General features: G+C 70.7%; 11 protein-coding genes. 4 read left to right on the plus strand and 7 right to left on the minus strand.

The window, feature by feature from the left end; translation table 11 throughout:
* Positions 1–437: 437 nt before the first annotated feature.
* The 3 genes from ACZ53K_RS26875 (at position 438) to ACZ53K_RS26885 (ending at position 4,436) form a co-directional block, all read left to right on the plus strand.
* The gene (locus ACZ53K_RS26875) at positions 438–1,556 is read left to right on the plus strand and encodes a sucrase ferredoxin (RefSeq protein WP_468841252.1); all 1,119 of its coding nucleotides are present in this window, start codon (positions 438–440) and stop codon (positions 1,554–1,556) included.
* Between the two features lie 319 nt (positions 1,557–1,875).
* A complete protein-coding gene (locus ACZ53K_RS26880) occupies positions 1,876–3,765 on the plus strand; it encodes an ATP-binding protein (protein WP_468841254.1) in 1,890 nt (629 codons plus the stop codon).
* Positions 3,762–4,436, plus strand: coding sequence for a DUF7342 family protein (locus ACZ53K_RS26885; protein WP_468841256.1), 675 nt, complete (start codon positions 3,762–3,764; stop codon positions 4,434–4,436). The genes ACZ53K_RS26880 and ACZ53K_RS26885 overlap by 4 nt, the downstream gene beginning before the upstream one ends.
* Before the next feature lie 35 nt (positions 4,437–4,471).
* On the opposite strand, the gene ACZ53K_RS26890 is transcribed toward ACZ53K_RS26885, so the two are convergent.
* The 4 genes from ACZ53K_RS26890 to ACZ53K_RS26905 all read right to left on the minus strand — a co-directional run bounded on the left by ACZ53K_RS26890 (position 4,472) and on the right by ACZ53K_RS26905 (position 9,203).
* On the minus strand, positions 4,472–5,149 hold the full coding sequence (locus tag ACZ53K_RS26890) for a response regulator transcription factor (protein WP_468841258.1): 678 nt from the start codon (positions 5,147–5,149) through the stop codon (positions 4,472–4,474).
* Entirely contained in the window at positions 5,146–6,336 is a 1,191-nt protein-coding gene (locus ACZ53K_RS26895; protein ID WP_468841260.1) for a sensor histidine kinase, read from the minus strand. Before ACZ53K_RS26895 ends, ACZ53K_RS26890 begins: the two co-directional genes overlap by 4 nt.
* 76 nt (positions 6,337–6,412) lie before the next feature.
* Positions 6,413–6,901: a DUF1453 domain-containing protein gene (locus ACZ53K_RS26900; RefSeq protein WP_468841262.1), complete on the minus strand. Its 489-nt coding sequence runs from the start codon at positions 6,899–6,901 to the stop codon at positions 6,413–6,415.
* A gap of 181 nt (positions 6,902–7,082) precedes the next feature.
* Positions 7,083–9,203, minus strand: coding sequence for a DNA gyrase/topoisomerase IV subunit B (locus ACZ53K_RS26905; protein ID WP_468841264.1), 2,121 nt, complete (start codon positions 9,201–9,203; stop codon positions 7,083–7,085).
* A 447-nt stretch (positions 9,204–9,650) separates the two neighbouring features.
* On the opposite strand from ACZ53K_RS26905, the gene ACZ53K_RS26910 reads away from it, so the two are divergent.
* The gene (locus tag ACZ53K_RS26910; protein WP_006602664.1) at positions 9,651–9,881 is read left to right on the plus strand and encodes a DUF7455 domain-containing protein; all 231 of its coding nucleotides are present in this window, start codon (positions 9,651–9,653) and stop codon (positions 9,879–9,881) included.
* A gap of 208 nt (positions 9,882–10,089) precedes the next feature.
* On the opposite strand, the gene ACZ53K_RS26915 is transcribed toward ACZ53K_RS26910, so the two are convergent.
* The 3 genes from ACZ53K_RS26915 to ACZ53K_RS26925 form a co-directional block, all read right to left on the minus strand.
* Positions 10,090–10,902 (minus strand): S1 family peptidase, encoded by an 813-nt coding sequence (locus tag ACZ53K_RS26915; RefSeq protein ID WP_468841266.1) that lies wholly within the window; start codon positions 10,900–10,902, stop codon positions 10,090–10,092.
* Between the two features lie 152 nt (positions 10,903–11,054).
* Positions 11,055–12,614 (minus strand): RNA polymerase sigma factor, encoded by a 1,560-nt coding sequence (locus ACZ53K_RS26920; protein WP_468841268.1) that lies wholly within the window; start codon positions 12,612–12,614, stop codon positions 11,055–11,057.
* A gap of 579 nt (positions 12,615–13,193) precedes the next feature.
* Positions 13,194–14,147 carry a FadR/GntR family transcriptional regulator gene (locus ACZ53K_RS26925; protein ID WP_468841270.1) on the minus strand — a complete coding sequence of 318 codons (954 nt, stop codon included), beginning with the start codon at positions 14,145–14,147 and terminating at the stop codon, positions 13,194–13,196.
* Positions 14,148–14,170: the final 23 nt, after the last annotated feature.

The following is a 14,170-nucleotide window of genomic DNA, read 5'->3' on the forward strand; positions in this document are numbered from 1 at the left end:
GTCGGAGTTGGCGCGGCCGGGCGGTCGGAGTTGAAGCGATCCCGGTCGGGGCAGCCGCGGCCGGACAGTGGCTGAAGGGCAGCCGCGGCCGGGACAGCCGTGGTCGGGGCAGTCGCGGTCAGGGCAGTCGCGGTCAGGGCAGTCGCGGTCGAATCGCTCGCGGCCCGACCACCCCGGCCGGTGCACCGAACCAGAACCAGACTCACGCGTCAGGTCAGCAGCTACGGTCACCAAGGTCAGCGGCTACCGGCACCCATCACCTCCTTCCCGACTCCGCGAACGCCCCAGCGGGAGGCGACCCGACAGCAGCGGGAGACACCCCACCAGCGACGGTTCAGGTCTCGCTTCCCTCTCCCGAACACCTCCAATTCGACTCTGGATTCGGCTGATTTCGGTTCGGTATTCCGGCCACTCCTCGGCAGGTTAGGGTTACCTATGTGAGCACGTGCGCAACCGCTTCCCGCGATGCCGTCGAGCCTGTCGCGGGCACTTCGGCCACCGCCCGGACCTGGCTTCTCGTCGAGCAGACCGGCCCCTGGGGCACCGAGGCGCTGACCGAGAGCCATCTCGACCCCCGCCTCGGCCGCGCCTTGGAATCGGCGGCGGACGGTACGGGCGTACGCGTGGCCCTCGTCCGCCGCCCGGGGCGGCACGCGGACTGCCACAGGTCTTCCGCCCGCCGGGCTTTTCTCGCGCATACCGCGCCGGGCCGCCCCTGGATCCGGACCACCTCCGTCACCGATCCGGAAGCGTTGCTGAGCCTGGACTTCGCCCGGTTGGGCGCGGGTGAGCACGATGGGCTCTGGGCCCCGTACGACGGCGAGCCGCTGGTCTTCGTCTGCACCAACGGCAAGCGCGACCGCTGCTGCGCCGCCCTCGGACGTCCGCTGGCCGCCGAGCTGGCCGACAGCGGCATGGAGGCGTGGGAGGTCACCCACATCGGCGGCCACCGCTTCTCCCCCACCCTTTTCGTCCTCCCGTACGGATACGCCTACGGACGGGCCTCCGCTCCGCTGGTCAAGGAAGCCGTGGCGTCGGCACGCGAGGGGCGGATCCTGCTGGACCACTGCCGGGGCCGTTCGGCCTGGGAACGCCCGGCGCAGGCCGCCGACCTCGCCGTCCGTGAGCTGATACGCGAGGACCGGGCGGACGCGATCGACGTCGTGCGCAGCGAAGCCGTACCGCCACCCGGCGATGGCGGATATCCCCCGGACGAGGGCCCGGAAGCTCGGCCACGCGAGGCACAATCCCTGACAACCCCGACAGCTCCGGCAGCCCCGCCGGCCCCGGCGACCGACCCCCGCGACGCCCCCACCCCCACCTGGGCCGTCACCATCGCGCACCGGGACGGCCGGTCCTGGCGGGTCACGGTCCAGCAGCGCGCCGACGGCTCTCCCGCGCCGGTCAGCTGCGGATCTCCGCTCGGCAGGCCTGCCCGTATGACCGTGCTCTCCGTGGTCCCGCTCGACCGCCCCGTCCGCAGGACCACCCCCTCCACGCCCTGCCTCGACCGCTCTGCCCGCTTGGCCGCCCTCGCCGCGCCCCATCACGGCTGATCCCGCGACCGCGGCCCTCCCCGCCGCCAACCGCCCGGGCCCGGCCGTCACCGTTCCCGCCATCCGCCTCACCACGCCGACCCATCGCATGCCGCCCCTCCTTCGCTCTCATCGACCGCGCCGACCTCCTCCCGTCGCGGACGGTGACCGTCTGTGACTCTGCGAGATTAAGCGGATGCGGAAAGCTTCCGAAACCCCTGTGGATAACCTCGACGCCGCTTGTCCACAGGCCTCGGCGCCGCCCCTTCCTCTACCCGCCTCCGCCCAGCACCCGGACTGACTACTCGCCCCCTCTTGCCCCCGCTTACTGTTCGTTCGTATGGACGTAAAGGGCGAGAGCATCACGAGGCCGGGAGCGGACCGGTCCGCCGGCCGCGGGCTTCGTGCCGCGCTGGCGGGGCTGCGTCTTCGCGTGGGCTGGCCGCGCCGCGTCTTCGCGCAGGTGCTGCTCGTGCAGCTGGCCATCGCCGCCGGCGTCACGGCGCTCGCCACCGGCCTCTTTCTCGCTCCGCTCAGCGCACAGCTCGACGACCAGGCGATGCGCCGCGCCCTGGCCATCGCCCAGACCACCGCCGCCGAGTCCCGTCTCGACGACGCGCTGGAGAACTCCCGCCCCGGCCTCCACGGCCCCGTCCAGAACGAGGCGGAGCGGATACGCCGCGCCACCGGAGCGGAGTACGTCGTGATCATGGATACCCATGGGGTGCGCTGGTCGCACACCGATCCGGACGAGATCGGTCGGCACGTTTCCACCGACCCCAGCGGCGTCCTGTCGGGCCGCGAGGTCATGCAGATCGACGAGGGCACCCTGGGCCGCTCCGCGCGCGGAAAGGTGCCGCTGCGGGACGAAAAGGGGACCATCGTCGGCGCCGTCTCGGTCGGCATCGCGTACGAGAGTGTGCAGCAGCGGTTGCTGGGCACCGTGCCGCAACTGCTCGCCTATGCGGGCGGGGCGCTCGCCGTCGGCGCGCTGGCCGCCTACCTGGTCGCCCGGCGCCTCCAGCGCCGCACCCATGACCTGGCCTTCTCCGACATCTCGGCCCTGCTGACCGAGCGCGAGGCGATGCTGCACGGCATTCGGGAGGGGTTCGTCGCGCTCGACGCGCACGGCCGTATCCGTCTGCTGAACGATGAGGCGCAGCGCCTGCTCGACCTGCGTTCCGAGGACACCGGCCGTCCCTTGGAGGATGCGCTGCCGCCCGGCCGCACCGCCGAAGTCCTCTCCGGCCGGGTCCGCGGCGCCGACCTGCTCACCGTCAGCGGGCAGCGCGTCCTGGTGGCCAACCGGATGCCGACCGACGACGGCGGGGCCGTGGTGACGCTGCGCGACCGTACCGAGCTGGAGCGGCTGGGCCGTGAGCTGGACGGCACCCGTGGGCTCATCGACGCGCTGCGCGCCCAGGACCACGAGCACGCCAATCGCCTCCACACCCTGCTGGGCCTCCTGGAACTGGGCCTGTACGAGGAGGCCGTGGAGTTCGTGACCCAGGCGGTGGGGGTGCACCGGGCGACGGCCGAGCAGGTCACCGAGCGGGTGCGCGATCCGCTGCTGGCGTCCCTGCTGGTCGGCAAGGCGACGGTCGCCACCGAACGCGGCGTCTCGTTGAGCATCGCGCCGGGCAGTCGGCTGCCCGACCGCGTGGTGGACCCGCACAGCCTGGTCACCGTCCTGGGCAATCTGGTCGACAACGCCCTGGACGCCACGGCCGGCGCTCCCGGAGCGGGTATCGAGGTCGAGATCCGTGCCGAGGGCCGCACCGCGGTGGTCCGGGTACGCGACAACGGCCCCGGAGTGCCGGCAGCCCGGCGTGCGGAGATTTTCACCGAGGGCTGGACGACCAAGGAGCCCCCGGCGCACGGTCAGCGCGGTATCGGCCTCGCACTCGTCCGCCGCCTGGCCGAACGGTACGGGGGCACCGCCGAAGTGGGTGAGAGCCCCGAAGGAGGCGCGGAGTTCACTGTCACGCTCCCTGACGCGCTGTCGGACGCGCTCTCGGAGGATGTGGCGGAGGAACGGCCCGACGCCATCGCCGAGGAGGCGGGGCCGGGCACCGCGGACACGCGAGGCACGGACGGACGCGTACCCGACCGGCGCGTACCCGGCAGGCCCAGCGACCCCAGTATCCCTGGAGACACCAGAAGCCCCGAAGGCACCGACGGTCCTCGCACCCGCAGCGGCCCCAGCGCCCCCACGGAGAACACCCGATGATCAACGTACTGGTCGTGGACGACGACATACGGGTCGCCGAGATCAACGCCGCGTATGTCGCGAAGATCCCGGGCTTCCGCGTCAGCTGCCTCGCCCACTCCGCCGCCGAGGCCCTGGCCGCCCTCGAAGCCGCCTCCGTCGATCTCGTCCTGCTGGACCACTACCTGCCCGACGGGACCGGTCTCCAGCTCGTCTCGCGGTTGCGGCAGCGCGGCCTGCAGACCGACGTGATCATGGTGACCGCGGCCCGTGACATCGCGACCGTCCAGGCGGCCATGCGCCAAGGCGCACTGCAGTACCTGGTCAAACCGTTCACGTTCGCCGGTCTCCGCTCCAAGTTGGAGGGTTACGCCGCTCTCCACCGCACCTTCGAGGGCGGCGGCCAGGCCGAACAGTCCGAAGTCGACCGGATCTTCGGCGCGCTGGGTTCCGCCAACGCCGGCCCCGCGGAACTGCCCAAGGGGCACTCGACGGCCACCGCCGACCGGGTCCGGTCCGTGCTGCGCTCGGCCGACGCGCCGCTGTCCGCCCAGGAGGTGGCCCGGCAGGCGGGTCTGAGCCGGCAGACCGCGCAGCGCTACCTCAAGCTCCTCGAACGGGCCGGGCGGATCCGTCTCAGCCTCAGATACGGGGAGACCGGCCGGCCCGAACACCGTTACGTCTGGGTCTGACAGCCGACGCCGCGCCGACGGGCCGCTTCACCCCATCAGGTGATGGACGATCCGGGCGGTTGTGCGAGACCGTGCCGGTAGGCGTAGTGGATCGCCTGGGCCCGGTCCCGCAGCCCGGCCTTGGCGAAGAGATTGTTGATGTGGGTCTTCACGGTCGCGTTCGAGACGTGCAGCGACCGGGCGATCTCCGGGTTGGACAGCCCCTCGGCGACCAGTCTCAGCACCTCGGCCTCGCGCGCGGTCAGCCCGTCCGGGTGCCCGGCCGACGCCGCGGGGGCGGGGGTCCGTACGGGCTCGGCGAACCGGTCCAGCAGCCGCCGCTGCACCTTCGGCGACAGCCCGGCCTCGCCCGACAGCACGTCCTCGATGGCCCGGACGATCTCGTCGCCGTCCGCGTCCTTCGTCAGGTAGCCCCGCGCACCGGCCTCCAGCGCGGGGAAGAGGTGGTCGTCGTCGGCGTAGGTCGTCAGCACGACGATCTCGGTGCCCGGGTGCTCCGCGCGGATGCGCCGGGTGGCCTCGACGCCGTCGCAGCGGGGCATCCGGAGGTCCATCAGGACGACGTCCGGGGCAAGTTCGGCGGTGAGCCGTACCGCCTCCTCGCCGTCCCCGGCCGAGCCCACCACCTCGATGCCCGGCAGCAGTCCCAGCAGCATCACGATTCCCTCGCGCACCACCGTCTGATCGTCCGCGACCACGACGCGCGCCGTCATACCGGCACCCTCAACCGCACCACGAAGCCCTCCTCGGCAGGACCGGAGTCCAGCGTTCCGCCGAGGAGTTCGGCGCGCTCCCGCATCCCCAGCAGACCGTACCCGGAACCGGTCGAGCCGAGATCGTCGAGGGCCCCCTGCCTGCCGCCGCGGGGCTTCCTGCGCGCGCCGAAATCCCGTACCTCCAGCTCGACCTCGTCCTCCGCGTAGGCGAGCCGTACGGTCACCCGCGCGCCCAGCGCGTGCTTGCGAACGTTCGTGAGCGCCTCCTGCGCCACCCTGCGCAGCGCGAGGCCGGCTTCGGGGGACAGTTCGCGGGGCTCCCCCGTCACCTCCAGGCGGGCGCTCTCAGCGGCCGTCAGATGGCACAGGAAGTCCTCCACCGGGGCCATCTCGCCGCGCAGGGCCGACAGCGCCTGACGGGTGCCGTCCAGCCCCTCCCTGGCCATACCGCGCGCCGCCACGACCCGCTCCAAAATCTGCTGCCGGTCCGCTTCCAGGTCTCCGCTGCGCTGGATGAGCAGCCGCGCCGCCTCCAGGTGCACCAGCTGCGCGCTCAGACTGTGCGCGAGTACGTCGTGGATCTCACGGGCGATGCGGCCGCGCTCTGCCAGCGCGGCCGTCTCCGTCTCGGCCTTACGGGCGGCCCGCTCCTGATTCAGCAGCCGTTGCGCGTTGCCCCGCGCCTCGGAGTCCAGCCGTACGACGTACCCGGCCAGTCCGAGCCCGACGACGGTCGCCGTGATCGACAGCCAGCTGTCCGGGCTGCGTGTGGCGTACGCCCCCAGGGACACGACCATGCACGGCACCGCCGCCGCCAGCGGAAGCCGCCCCACCGAGATGACGGCACTCGCGCCCCACACCACAGCAGCCGGCACCCTCGCGCCCTCCGTGTGGAACCAGAACGCGCCGGCCTGCAGAAGTGCCAGCAGGCCGAGCGCCGGCCACAGGCGGTGCTGGAGCGTCGTACGGAAGAACCCCCAGAGGACCAGGCCACAGAGCGCGACCCCGGCCAGCCCCAGCACCGCTCCGGTGTCCCGGAACGCCCGGTCTGCCAGCGCGCTCCACAGCAGGCCGGACATGATCACGATGCGGATGGCCCTGCCGATCCACACCCGGGTCCGGCTGAGCCCCTCTCGGGAGAGGGCCTCCCGCAAGGGCCAGCTCGTCCAGAAACCCAGCTGCACGAACGATCCTCCCGGCACGGTGCTCTCAGGGCCCGGCCGCCGCCGGTGCGTACTGCCGGGGTTCGGGGACGCGATGTCAGCCACCGGCAGCAACACGGTACGTCGGCCGGAGCGTCTGGGCGCGCCACGCCATGGTGCCCGTACGGGCGAGCAGCGTGGCGGCCACGGTCAGCATCGTGGCCTGGGTGCCCAGGTGGACTCCCGCCAGCACCGCGACCCCGTACAGGGCGAACCGCAGGCCCGCCCCGACGGCCCAGGCCGCGGCGGTCACCGCGCGGCCCGCCGACCAGACCTCCCCGTCCGCGTCGGTCCAGATCCGCATCGTCCACGCCCAGGCCGCGCCGGTGAGCAGTCCCAGGACCACGCCGACGGCCAGCAGGACGGTGGATCCGGTGGGATGCGCACTGTCGATCAGTCCCGGTTCGCGGACCGCCAGGAAGGCGAGGGCGGCGGGCAGCAGCCACCAGCGCCTGCCCTCCGTCTTCAGTCGCTGCGGCTTGAACTGCCGTACGACCACCAGAACGATGACCGCGACGATGACGAGAACGTTGAGCAAGCCGCTCATGACCTGGGCCTCCGAGGCACGGGAACAACAACGGTCCCGACGCTACGAAGCGGGCCCCGCTGCCCGGATCGGCGTGCAGGTGGGCTCCGGGTGGAAAACGCAGCGGGCGCCTCTCCACCCGTGGGTGGAGAGGCGCCCGTACCAGCGCGCGGGGCGTATCACGCGCCCCCGCGGCGGCCCGTCACGTGTCGATGCGCGAGAGGTCCAGCGTGGAGGCGGAGCTGGTGATGAACTCCCGGCGTGGGGCGACGTCGTTGCCCATCAGCAGGTCGAAGGCCTTTTCGGCGGCTTCCAGGTCGCTGATGTTGATCCGGCGCAGGGTGCGGTGGCGGGGATCCATGGTGGTCTCCGCGAGCTGGTCGGCGTCCATCTCGCCCAGACCCTTGTAGCGCTGGATGCTGTCCTTGTAACGGATGTTCTTGCGCTGCAGTTCCAGCAGCGTCTGGCGCAGCTCGTTGTCCGAGTACGTGTAGATGTACTTGTCCTGGCCCTTCTTGGGCTGGGTCAGCTCGACCCGGTGCAGCGGCGGCACGGCCGAGAAGACCCGCCCCTGCTCGACCATCGGACGCATGTAGCGCTGGAAGAGCGTCAGCAGCAGGCACCGGATGTGCGCGCCGTCGACATCGGCGTCCGCCAGGAAGATGACCTTGCCGTAACGGGCCGCGTCGATGTCGAAGGTGCGGCCGGAACCCGCTCCTATGACCTGGATGATCGCACCGCACTCGGCGTTCTTGAGCATGTCCGAGACCGACGACTTCTGGACATTGAGGATCTTGCCGCGGATCGGCAGCAGCGCCTGGAACTCGGAGTTGCGCGCCAGCTTGGCGGTGCCCAGTGCCGAGTCGCCCTCGACGATGAACAGCTCGCTGCGCTCGACGTCGTCGCTGCGGCAGTCGGCCAGCTTGGCGGGCAGCGAGGAGGACTCCAGAGCCGTCTTACGGCGCTGGGCCTCCTTGTGCTGGCGGGCCGCGATGCGGGTACGGGCCGCCGCCACGATCTTGTCCAGGACGGCGCGGGCCTGCTGCTTGGCGTCGCGTTTGGTGGAGGTCAAAAACGCTTTGAGCTCCTTGGCGACGACCTGGGCGACGATGCGGGAGGCGGCCGAGGTGCCCAGTACTTCCTTGGTCTGGCCCTCGAACTGCGGCTCGGCCAGCCGCACGGTGACCACGGCGGTCAGGCCTTCCATGGCGTCGTCCTTGACGACGTCGTCCTCGGCGACGCGCAGCAGCTTGGCCGAGCGCAGCACCTCGTTGACGGTCTTGGCCACCGACCGTTCAAAACCGGACACGTGGGTGCCGCCCTTGGGGGTGGCGATGATGTTGACGAAAGACTTGACGGTGGCGTCGTAGCCGGTGCCCCAGCGCAGTGCGACGTCGACGCCCAGCTCCCGGGTGACCTCGGTGGGCGTCATGTGGCCGCGGTCGTCCAGGACCGGCACGGTCTCCTTGAACGTGCCCTGCCCGGTCAGCCGCAGCACGTCGCAGACGGCCTTGTCCTGGGCCAGGTACTCGCAGAACTCGCTGATACCGCCGTCGTACCGGAAGGTCTCCTCGGTGGGGCCCTCGCTCTCGACGCCGCGCTCGTCCCGTACGACGAGGGTCAGTCCGGGCACCAGGAACGCGGTCTGGCGCGCCCGCGCGTGCAGCGTCTCCAGGGACAGCTTGGCGTCCTTGAGGAAGATCTGCCGGTCGGCCCAGTACCGCACCCGCGTGCCGGTACGGGTCTTGGGGATGCGCTTGCCCTTGAGCAGGCCGTTGGCCGGATCGAAGGGGGCGTCGGGGCCGGACTCGGTGAAGATACCGGGCACACCGCGGCGGAAACTGATCGAGTGGGTCTTGCTGTTGCGGTCCACCTCGACGTCCAGCCGGGCGGACAGCGCGTTGACCACCGAGGCGCCGACACCGTGCAGACCACCGGACGCCGCGTAGGAACCGCCGCCGAACTTACCGCCGGCGTGCAGCTTGGTCATCACGACCTCGACGCCGCTCAGGCCGGTTTTGGGCTCCACGTCGACCGGGATGCCGCGGCCGTTGTCCCGGACCTCCACCGAGCCGTCGTCGTGGAGGACGACATCGATACGATCGCAGTAGCCGCCCAGCGCCTCGTCGACGGAGTTGTCGATGATCTCCCAGAGGCAGTGCATCAGGCCACGGCTGTCCGTCGAGCCGATGTACATGCCAGGGCGCTTGCGGACGGCCTCCAGTCCCTCCAGGACGAGCAGATGCCGCGCGGTGTAGTTGGACCCGTCCCGGTCTGCCCCGGTCAGCACGGCGGTGGACGGCACGGACATCTCGGCGGTCACGCGGTTCGCTCCTCGCTGAATTACTGGTGGCCCGCATTCCGCGGACCCGGTCGTGGCGGTGTCGCCGGTGAGAGCGTACCGAGGCCCGGTAGAGCCGATGTGACGCCACCCGTGACGGTGTCCATGGTAGTAGACTTTCGTTCACGTGTTCGATCCCTCGATGGAGTGAGAGCGCAGTGCCGCGCACATCACGTTCCCTTCGAGGCATGAACCATTTAGGCTCCGGGCACGTCCTCTTGAACAACCGGCAAGCCAGCCGGGAGGACAAAAGCCCAGCAACCAACGTGAATCAGACCACCACGCAATACGGCTCATTCGCCGCCACCCGGCAACACCCGGCCCCCTTGGAAAAAAATTTTCAGGGAATAAGGCACGAGCGGGAACGTTTTCGGCCTGGTTGGATGTTGACCCTGGTACGACAGCTCGTCGAGCTAGAGAAGAGGCGACGTGACTACTGTTCTGACCCCCGCGAGCCCGCTGACGGCCGCTGACCGCTGCGACCGCTGCGGCGCCCAGGCATACCTGCGCGTCGTTCTGATGTCCGGCGGCGAACTGCTCTTCTGCGCCCACCACGGCCGCAAGTTCGAGCCAGAACTCAAGAAGATCGCCGCGGAAATACAGGACGAGACGGAGCGGCTGACCGCCTCTCCCGCGTCTGCTTCCGAAGAGGAACGCTGACACATCGCATCCGACGACGAGCGAGTTAGCGGCCTAGGGCCGTGCGGCGGGCGGTTCCCCGGCACCACCGGGGGCCGCCCGCACTCGTACGTTCCCACGCCTTCGGCCCGCCACCGTTACGGTTGCGCCTTCAAGCGCCTCCTGTGACGTTCTAAGGCGCTGTCACCACCCACTCCGTCCGCGAGCCCCGGCGCCCGACGCGCGCCCCTCAGCCGGCCCCGTGGGCGGTCACGTGCTTGATCATCGTCGAGATCCGCGTGTAGACGCCCGGCTTCCCCACCTTCCCGCAGCCCGTCCCCCAGGACACCAGCCCCACGAGGCGGCCACGCGCCACCAGCGGCCCTCCGCTGTCGCCCTGGCAGGCATCCCGGCCACCACTCGCCGTCCCCGCGCACAGCATGGAATCGGCCAGATACCTACCGTCCGCATTGCCCGGGTACGCCCTGCTACAGGCAGCGTTCGAGAACATCTGCACCTGCGCCGAGCGGAGCGCGGACGCGTACGAGCCATTGCCGGTGGTGTCGCCCCAGCCGTACACGTTCGCCTTGGTGCCCGCCTTGTACGCGGCATCACCGGCCTTGGCCATCGACAGCGCCCGACCCTTCGGCATCTGCTTGCCGAGCGTGAGCACCGCGATGTCCCCGGCGTTGCTGTAACTGTCGTACGTCGGATTCACCCAGACCCGGCGCGGCACGAGCTCCTGGCCGCCCTTGCCCCGCATGTCCTCGCGCCCCACGATGATCCGCAGGTCCTTGACCTGCTGCCACTCCACGCCCAGCACCGCGCGGCTCAGACAGTGCGCCGCCGTGACCACCGTCGCGCGGCCGACCAGGACACCGCCGCAGAACTGGCCCGAACGGTCGGCACCGAAGCGCGACCGGGAGGCGATGGCCACCATCCACGGGTTGTCGGAGACCTTGACCTGCCGGCCCCCCACCACCGACTCGTCCGCCCGCGCGGTGACCGGTACGGCGAGGACCAGGACGAGGGCCCCGAGGACGGCCCGGACGTAGGCACGCATACTCGCTCCTGACTGTGCGGAAGTGTTCGCACACCCAGGGTGAGACAGTTGTGGCCATCACGCACCCGGGACACACCGCGGGCCCGGCCCCCACCGAAGGGGGCCGGGCCCGCAATGCACTCGTACGGCCGTCCGGAGCGGCCGCTCCCGGATCAGTCCAGGTAGTCGCGCAGAACCTGCGAGCGCGACGGGTGGCGCAGCTTGGACATCGTCTTGGACTCGATCTGACGGATCCGCTCACGCGTGACGCCGTAGACCTTGCCGATCTCGTCCAGCGTCTTGGGCTGGCCGTCGGTGAGACCGAAGCGCATGGAGACCACGCCCGCCTCACGCTCGCTGAGCGTGTCCAGAACCGAGTGCAGCTGCTCCTGCAGCAGCGTGAAGCTGACCGCGTCGGCCGGCACGACCGCCTCGGAGTCCTCGATCAGGTCACCGAACTCGCTGTCGCCGTCCTCGCCCAGCGGGGTGTGCAGCGAGATCGGCTCGCGGCCGTACTTCTGAACCTCGATGACCTTTTCGGGGGTCATGTCCAGTTCCTTGGCCAGCTCCTCCGGGGTGGGCTCGCGGCCCAGGTCCTGGAGCATCTGGCGCTGCACACGGGCCAGCTTGTTGATGACCTCGACCATGTGGACCGGAATACGGATCGTCCGGGCCTGGTCGGCCATCGCGCGGGTGATCGCCTGGCGGATCCACCACGTCGCGTACGTGGAGAACTTGTAACCCTTCGTGTAGTCGAACTTCTCGACCGCACGGATCAGACCGAGGTTGCCCTCCTGGATCAGGTCCAGGAAGAGCATGCCGCGGCCCGTGTAGCGCTTGGCCAGCGAGACCACCAGACGGAGGTTGGCCTCCAGCAGGTGGTTCTTGGCGCGCCGGCCGTCCTCGGCGATGATCTCCAGCTCGCGCTTGAGCTTCGGTGCCAGCTTGTCGGAGTTGGCCAGCTTGTCCTCGGCGAACAGGCCGGCCTCGATGCGCTTGGCGAGCTCGACCTCCTGCTCGGCGTTGAGCAGCGGGACCTTGCCGATCTGCTTGAGGTAGTCCTTGACCGGGTCGGCGGTGGCGCCGGCCGCGGCGACCTGCTGCGCGGGGGCGTCGTCCTCGTCGTCGTCGGACAGCACGAACCCGGCGTTCTCGGCACCCTCGGGCACCTCGGCCGCGACCTCGCCGCCCTTGCCTGCGGGCGCCGCCTCCTCGATCGGCTCGTCTTCGAGGAGCTCGTCGACGTCCTTCTTGGCGGCGGACTTCTTCGCCACCGTCTTCTTGGCGGCGGTCTTCTTCGCGACCGTCTTCTTGGCGGTGGCCTTCTTGGCGACCGTCTTCTTCTCGGGCCCGCCCTCGGTCTCGCCGTACGACGCCTCACCCATCGGGGCCGTCGCGGTGGTGGCCTTCTTCGCCGTGGCGGTCTTGGCCGCGACGGTCTTGGTGGCGGTGCGCTTCGCCGGACTCTTCGCTGCGACGCTCTTGCGGGTGCGCTTGGGCGCCTCTGCGGCACTGACCATCAGCGTCACACCCTCCTCGTCGAGGATCTGGTTGAGGCTGCGCAGAACGTTCTTCCACTGGGTTGGCGGAATCTGGTCAGCCTCGAAGGCCCGACGCACGTCATCGCCGGCGATCTGCCCATCAGCCTTTCCCCGCTCGATGAGCGCCATCACTGACTCGGACTCGGCGATCTCCGGCGGGAGCGTACGGGATGTGCTGGCCGACACGAACAACCTCTCGGAACGATGGAAACGACTTCCGACCCCGTCCACGGTGGATCGGAGCCGACGACCGTCGGCGGGGATGGACCGACGGCGCAGGGGAAGCCGGGGAGTTGAACAGCGCCGAAAACGCCGCTCGCATTCCCTCCTCGGCTATCACCTCTTTAGTCATCGCGCCTCCCCGGCGAGCGTTACGCCCAATCTGCGTGGCCCGAGTCACACCGCATAACGAGACATTCCCTCCCATACGGTGCGCAACCCTCCCAAGCAAACGCCGGGCCCGGATCACACTCCCGGGCCCGGCGGCCTTCCGTACCTCGGCCCACGCCCGCCGCTCACTCGCGGCGGCGCACCGTCGCGGGCCCCGCGCCCACTCCCGTGCGCTCCGCCGGCGTCCGCACGCCCTGTGCGCCCCCATGCACTCCGCGCGCCTGGTGTCCACCCCTCGCGCCCCGGTCGGCCCGTACGTTTTCAGACGGTCTGTCCCGTGCGGACGCGCCACCCGTTCCGTACGGGTGTACGCCCCTCGGCCGGTCTTCTCCGGCCGGTACGGGCCCTCCGGTGGGCGGGTTCTTCAGCGGCGCGGGTCCTTCAGTGCTCTCGGGGCGGCGGGACGGTGTGGTCCCCGGCGCCGCCCGCACCCTGGCCGCCGGTCTCACCATGGGAGGTCAGCAGGGCACGCATCGCGGCCTCGGCACCCGCCGCGTCGCCCGCGCCGACCGCGTCGACGATCCGCATGTGCTGCCCCACGGCCTTCTCCGCCGGGCGCTCACAGCCGCCGGACGGGCCGCCCGAGACATGCAGGGCGGAGGAGACGATGCCGGAGAGGTGCTCCAGCATGCGGTTGCCGGCGAGCTGGAGCAGCAGGGTGTGGAACTCGGAGTCGGCACGGCCGAAGGTCAGGGTGTCCCCCTGGGCGACGGCATGCCCCATGATCTCCACCATGTCGGCGAGGCGCTGCTGGATGTCGTCGCGACCGTGGCCCGCGGCGAGCCGGGCGGCGAGCGGTTCGATGGTCCAGCGCAGCTCGGACAGTTCACGGCGCTGGTCGTCGCGCTGCGGGCCGTACGCCCGCCACTCGATGATGTCGGGGTCGAGCAGATTCCAGTCACTGACCGGACGCACCCGGGTGCCCACGTTCGGGCGCGCACTGACCAGGCCCTTGGCCTCCAGGACACGCAGGGACTCGCGGACCACGGTGCGGGAGACCTCGAAGCGCTGGCCGATCTCCTCGGGCACGAGCGGACGGTCCGCCCCGAGATCACCGGAGACGATCATCTGGCCGAGCTGCTGGACGAGTTGGCCGTGCAGGCCCCGGCCACGGTTGCCCGCCGCGCGGCGGCCGACCCGCGCCATGTCCGTCTCGGGCCCGTCCCAGACGGGCGGTACGCGGTCGGCCCGCTCGACGCCCGGAGCGTGGGCGACACCGCCGGCGCCGGGTGCGCCCGCGGCGGCGTAGGGGTAGCGGTCAAGCTCGCCCGGGCCGGCGAGGCCGGCGTCGGCGGGGCGAGCCGCGGTCATCATGGTGTGCGCAAGGGTACTCACGCATCATTTGTCGGCGACGCCCC

The sequence above is a fragment of the Streptomyces sp. NPDC033221 genome, from assembly GCF_055577005.1.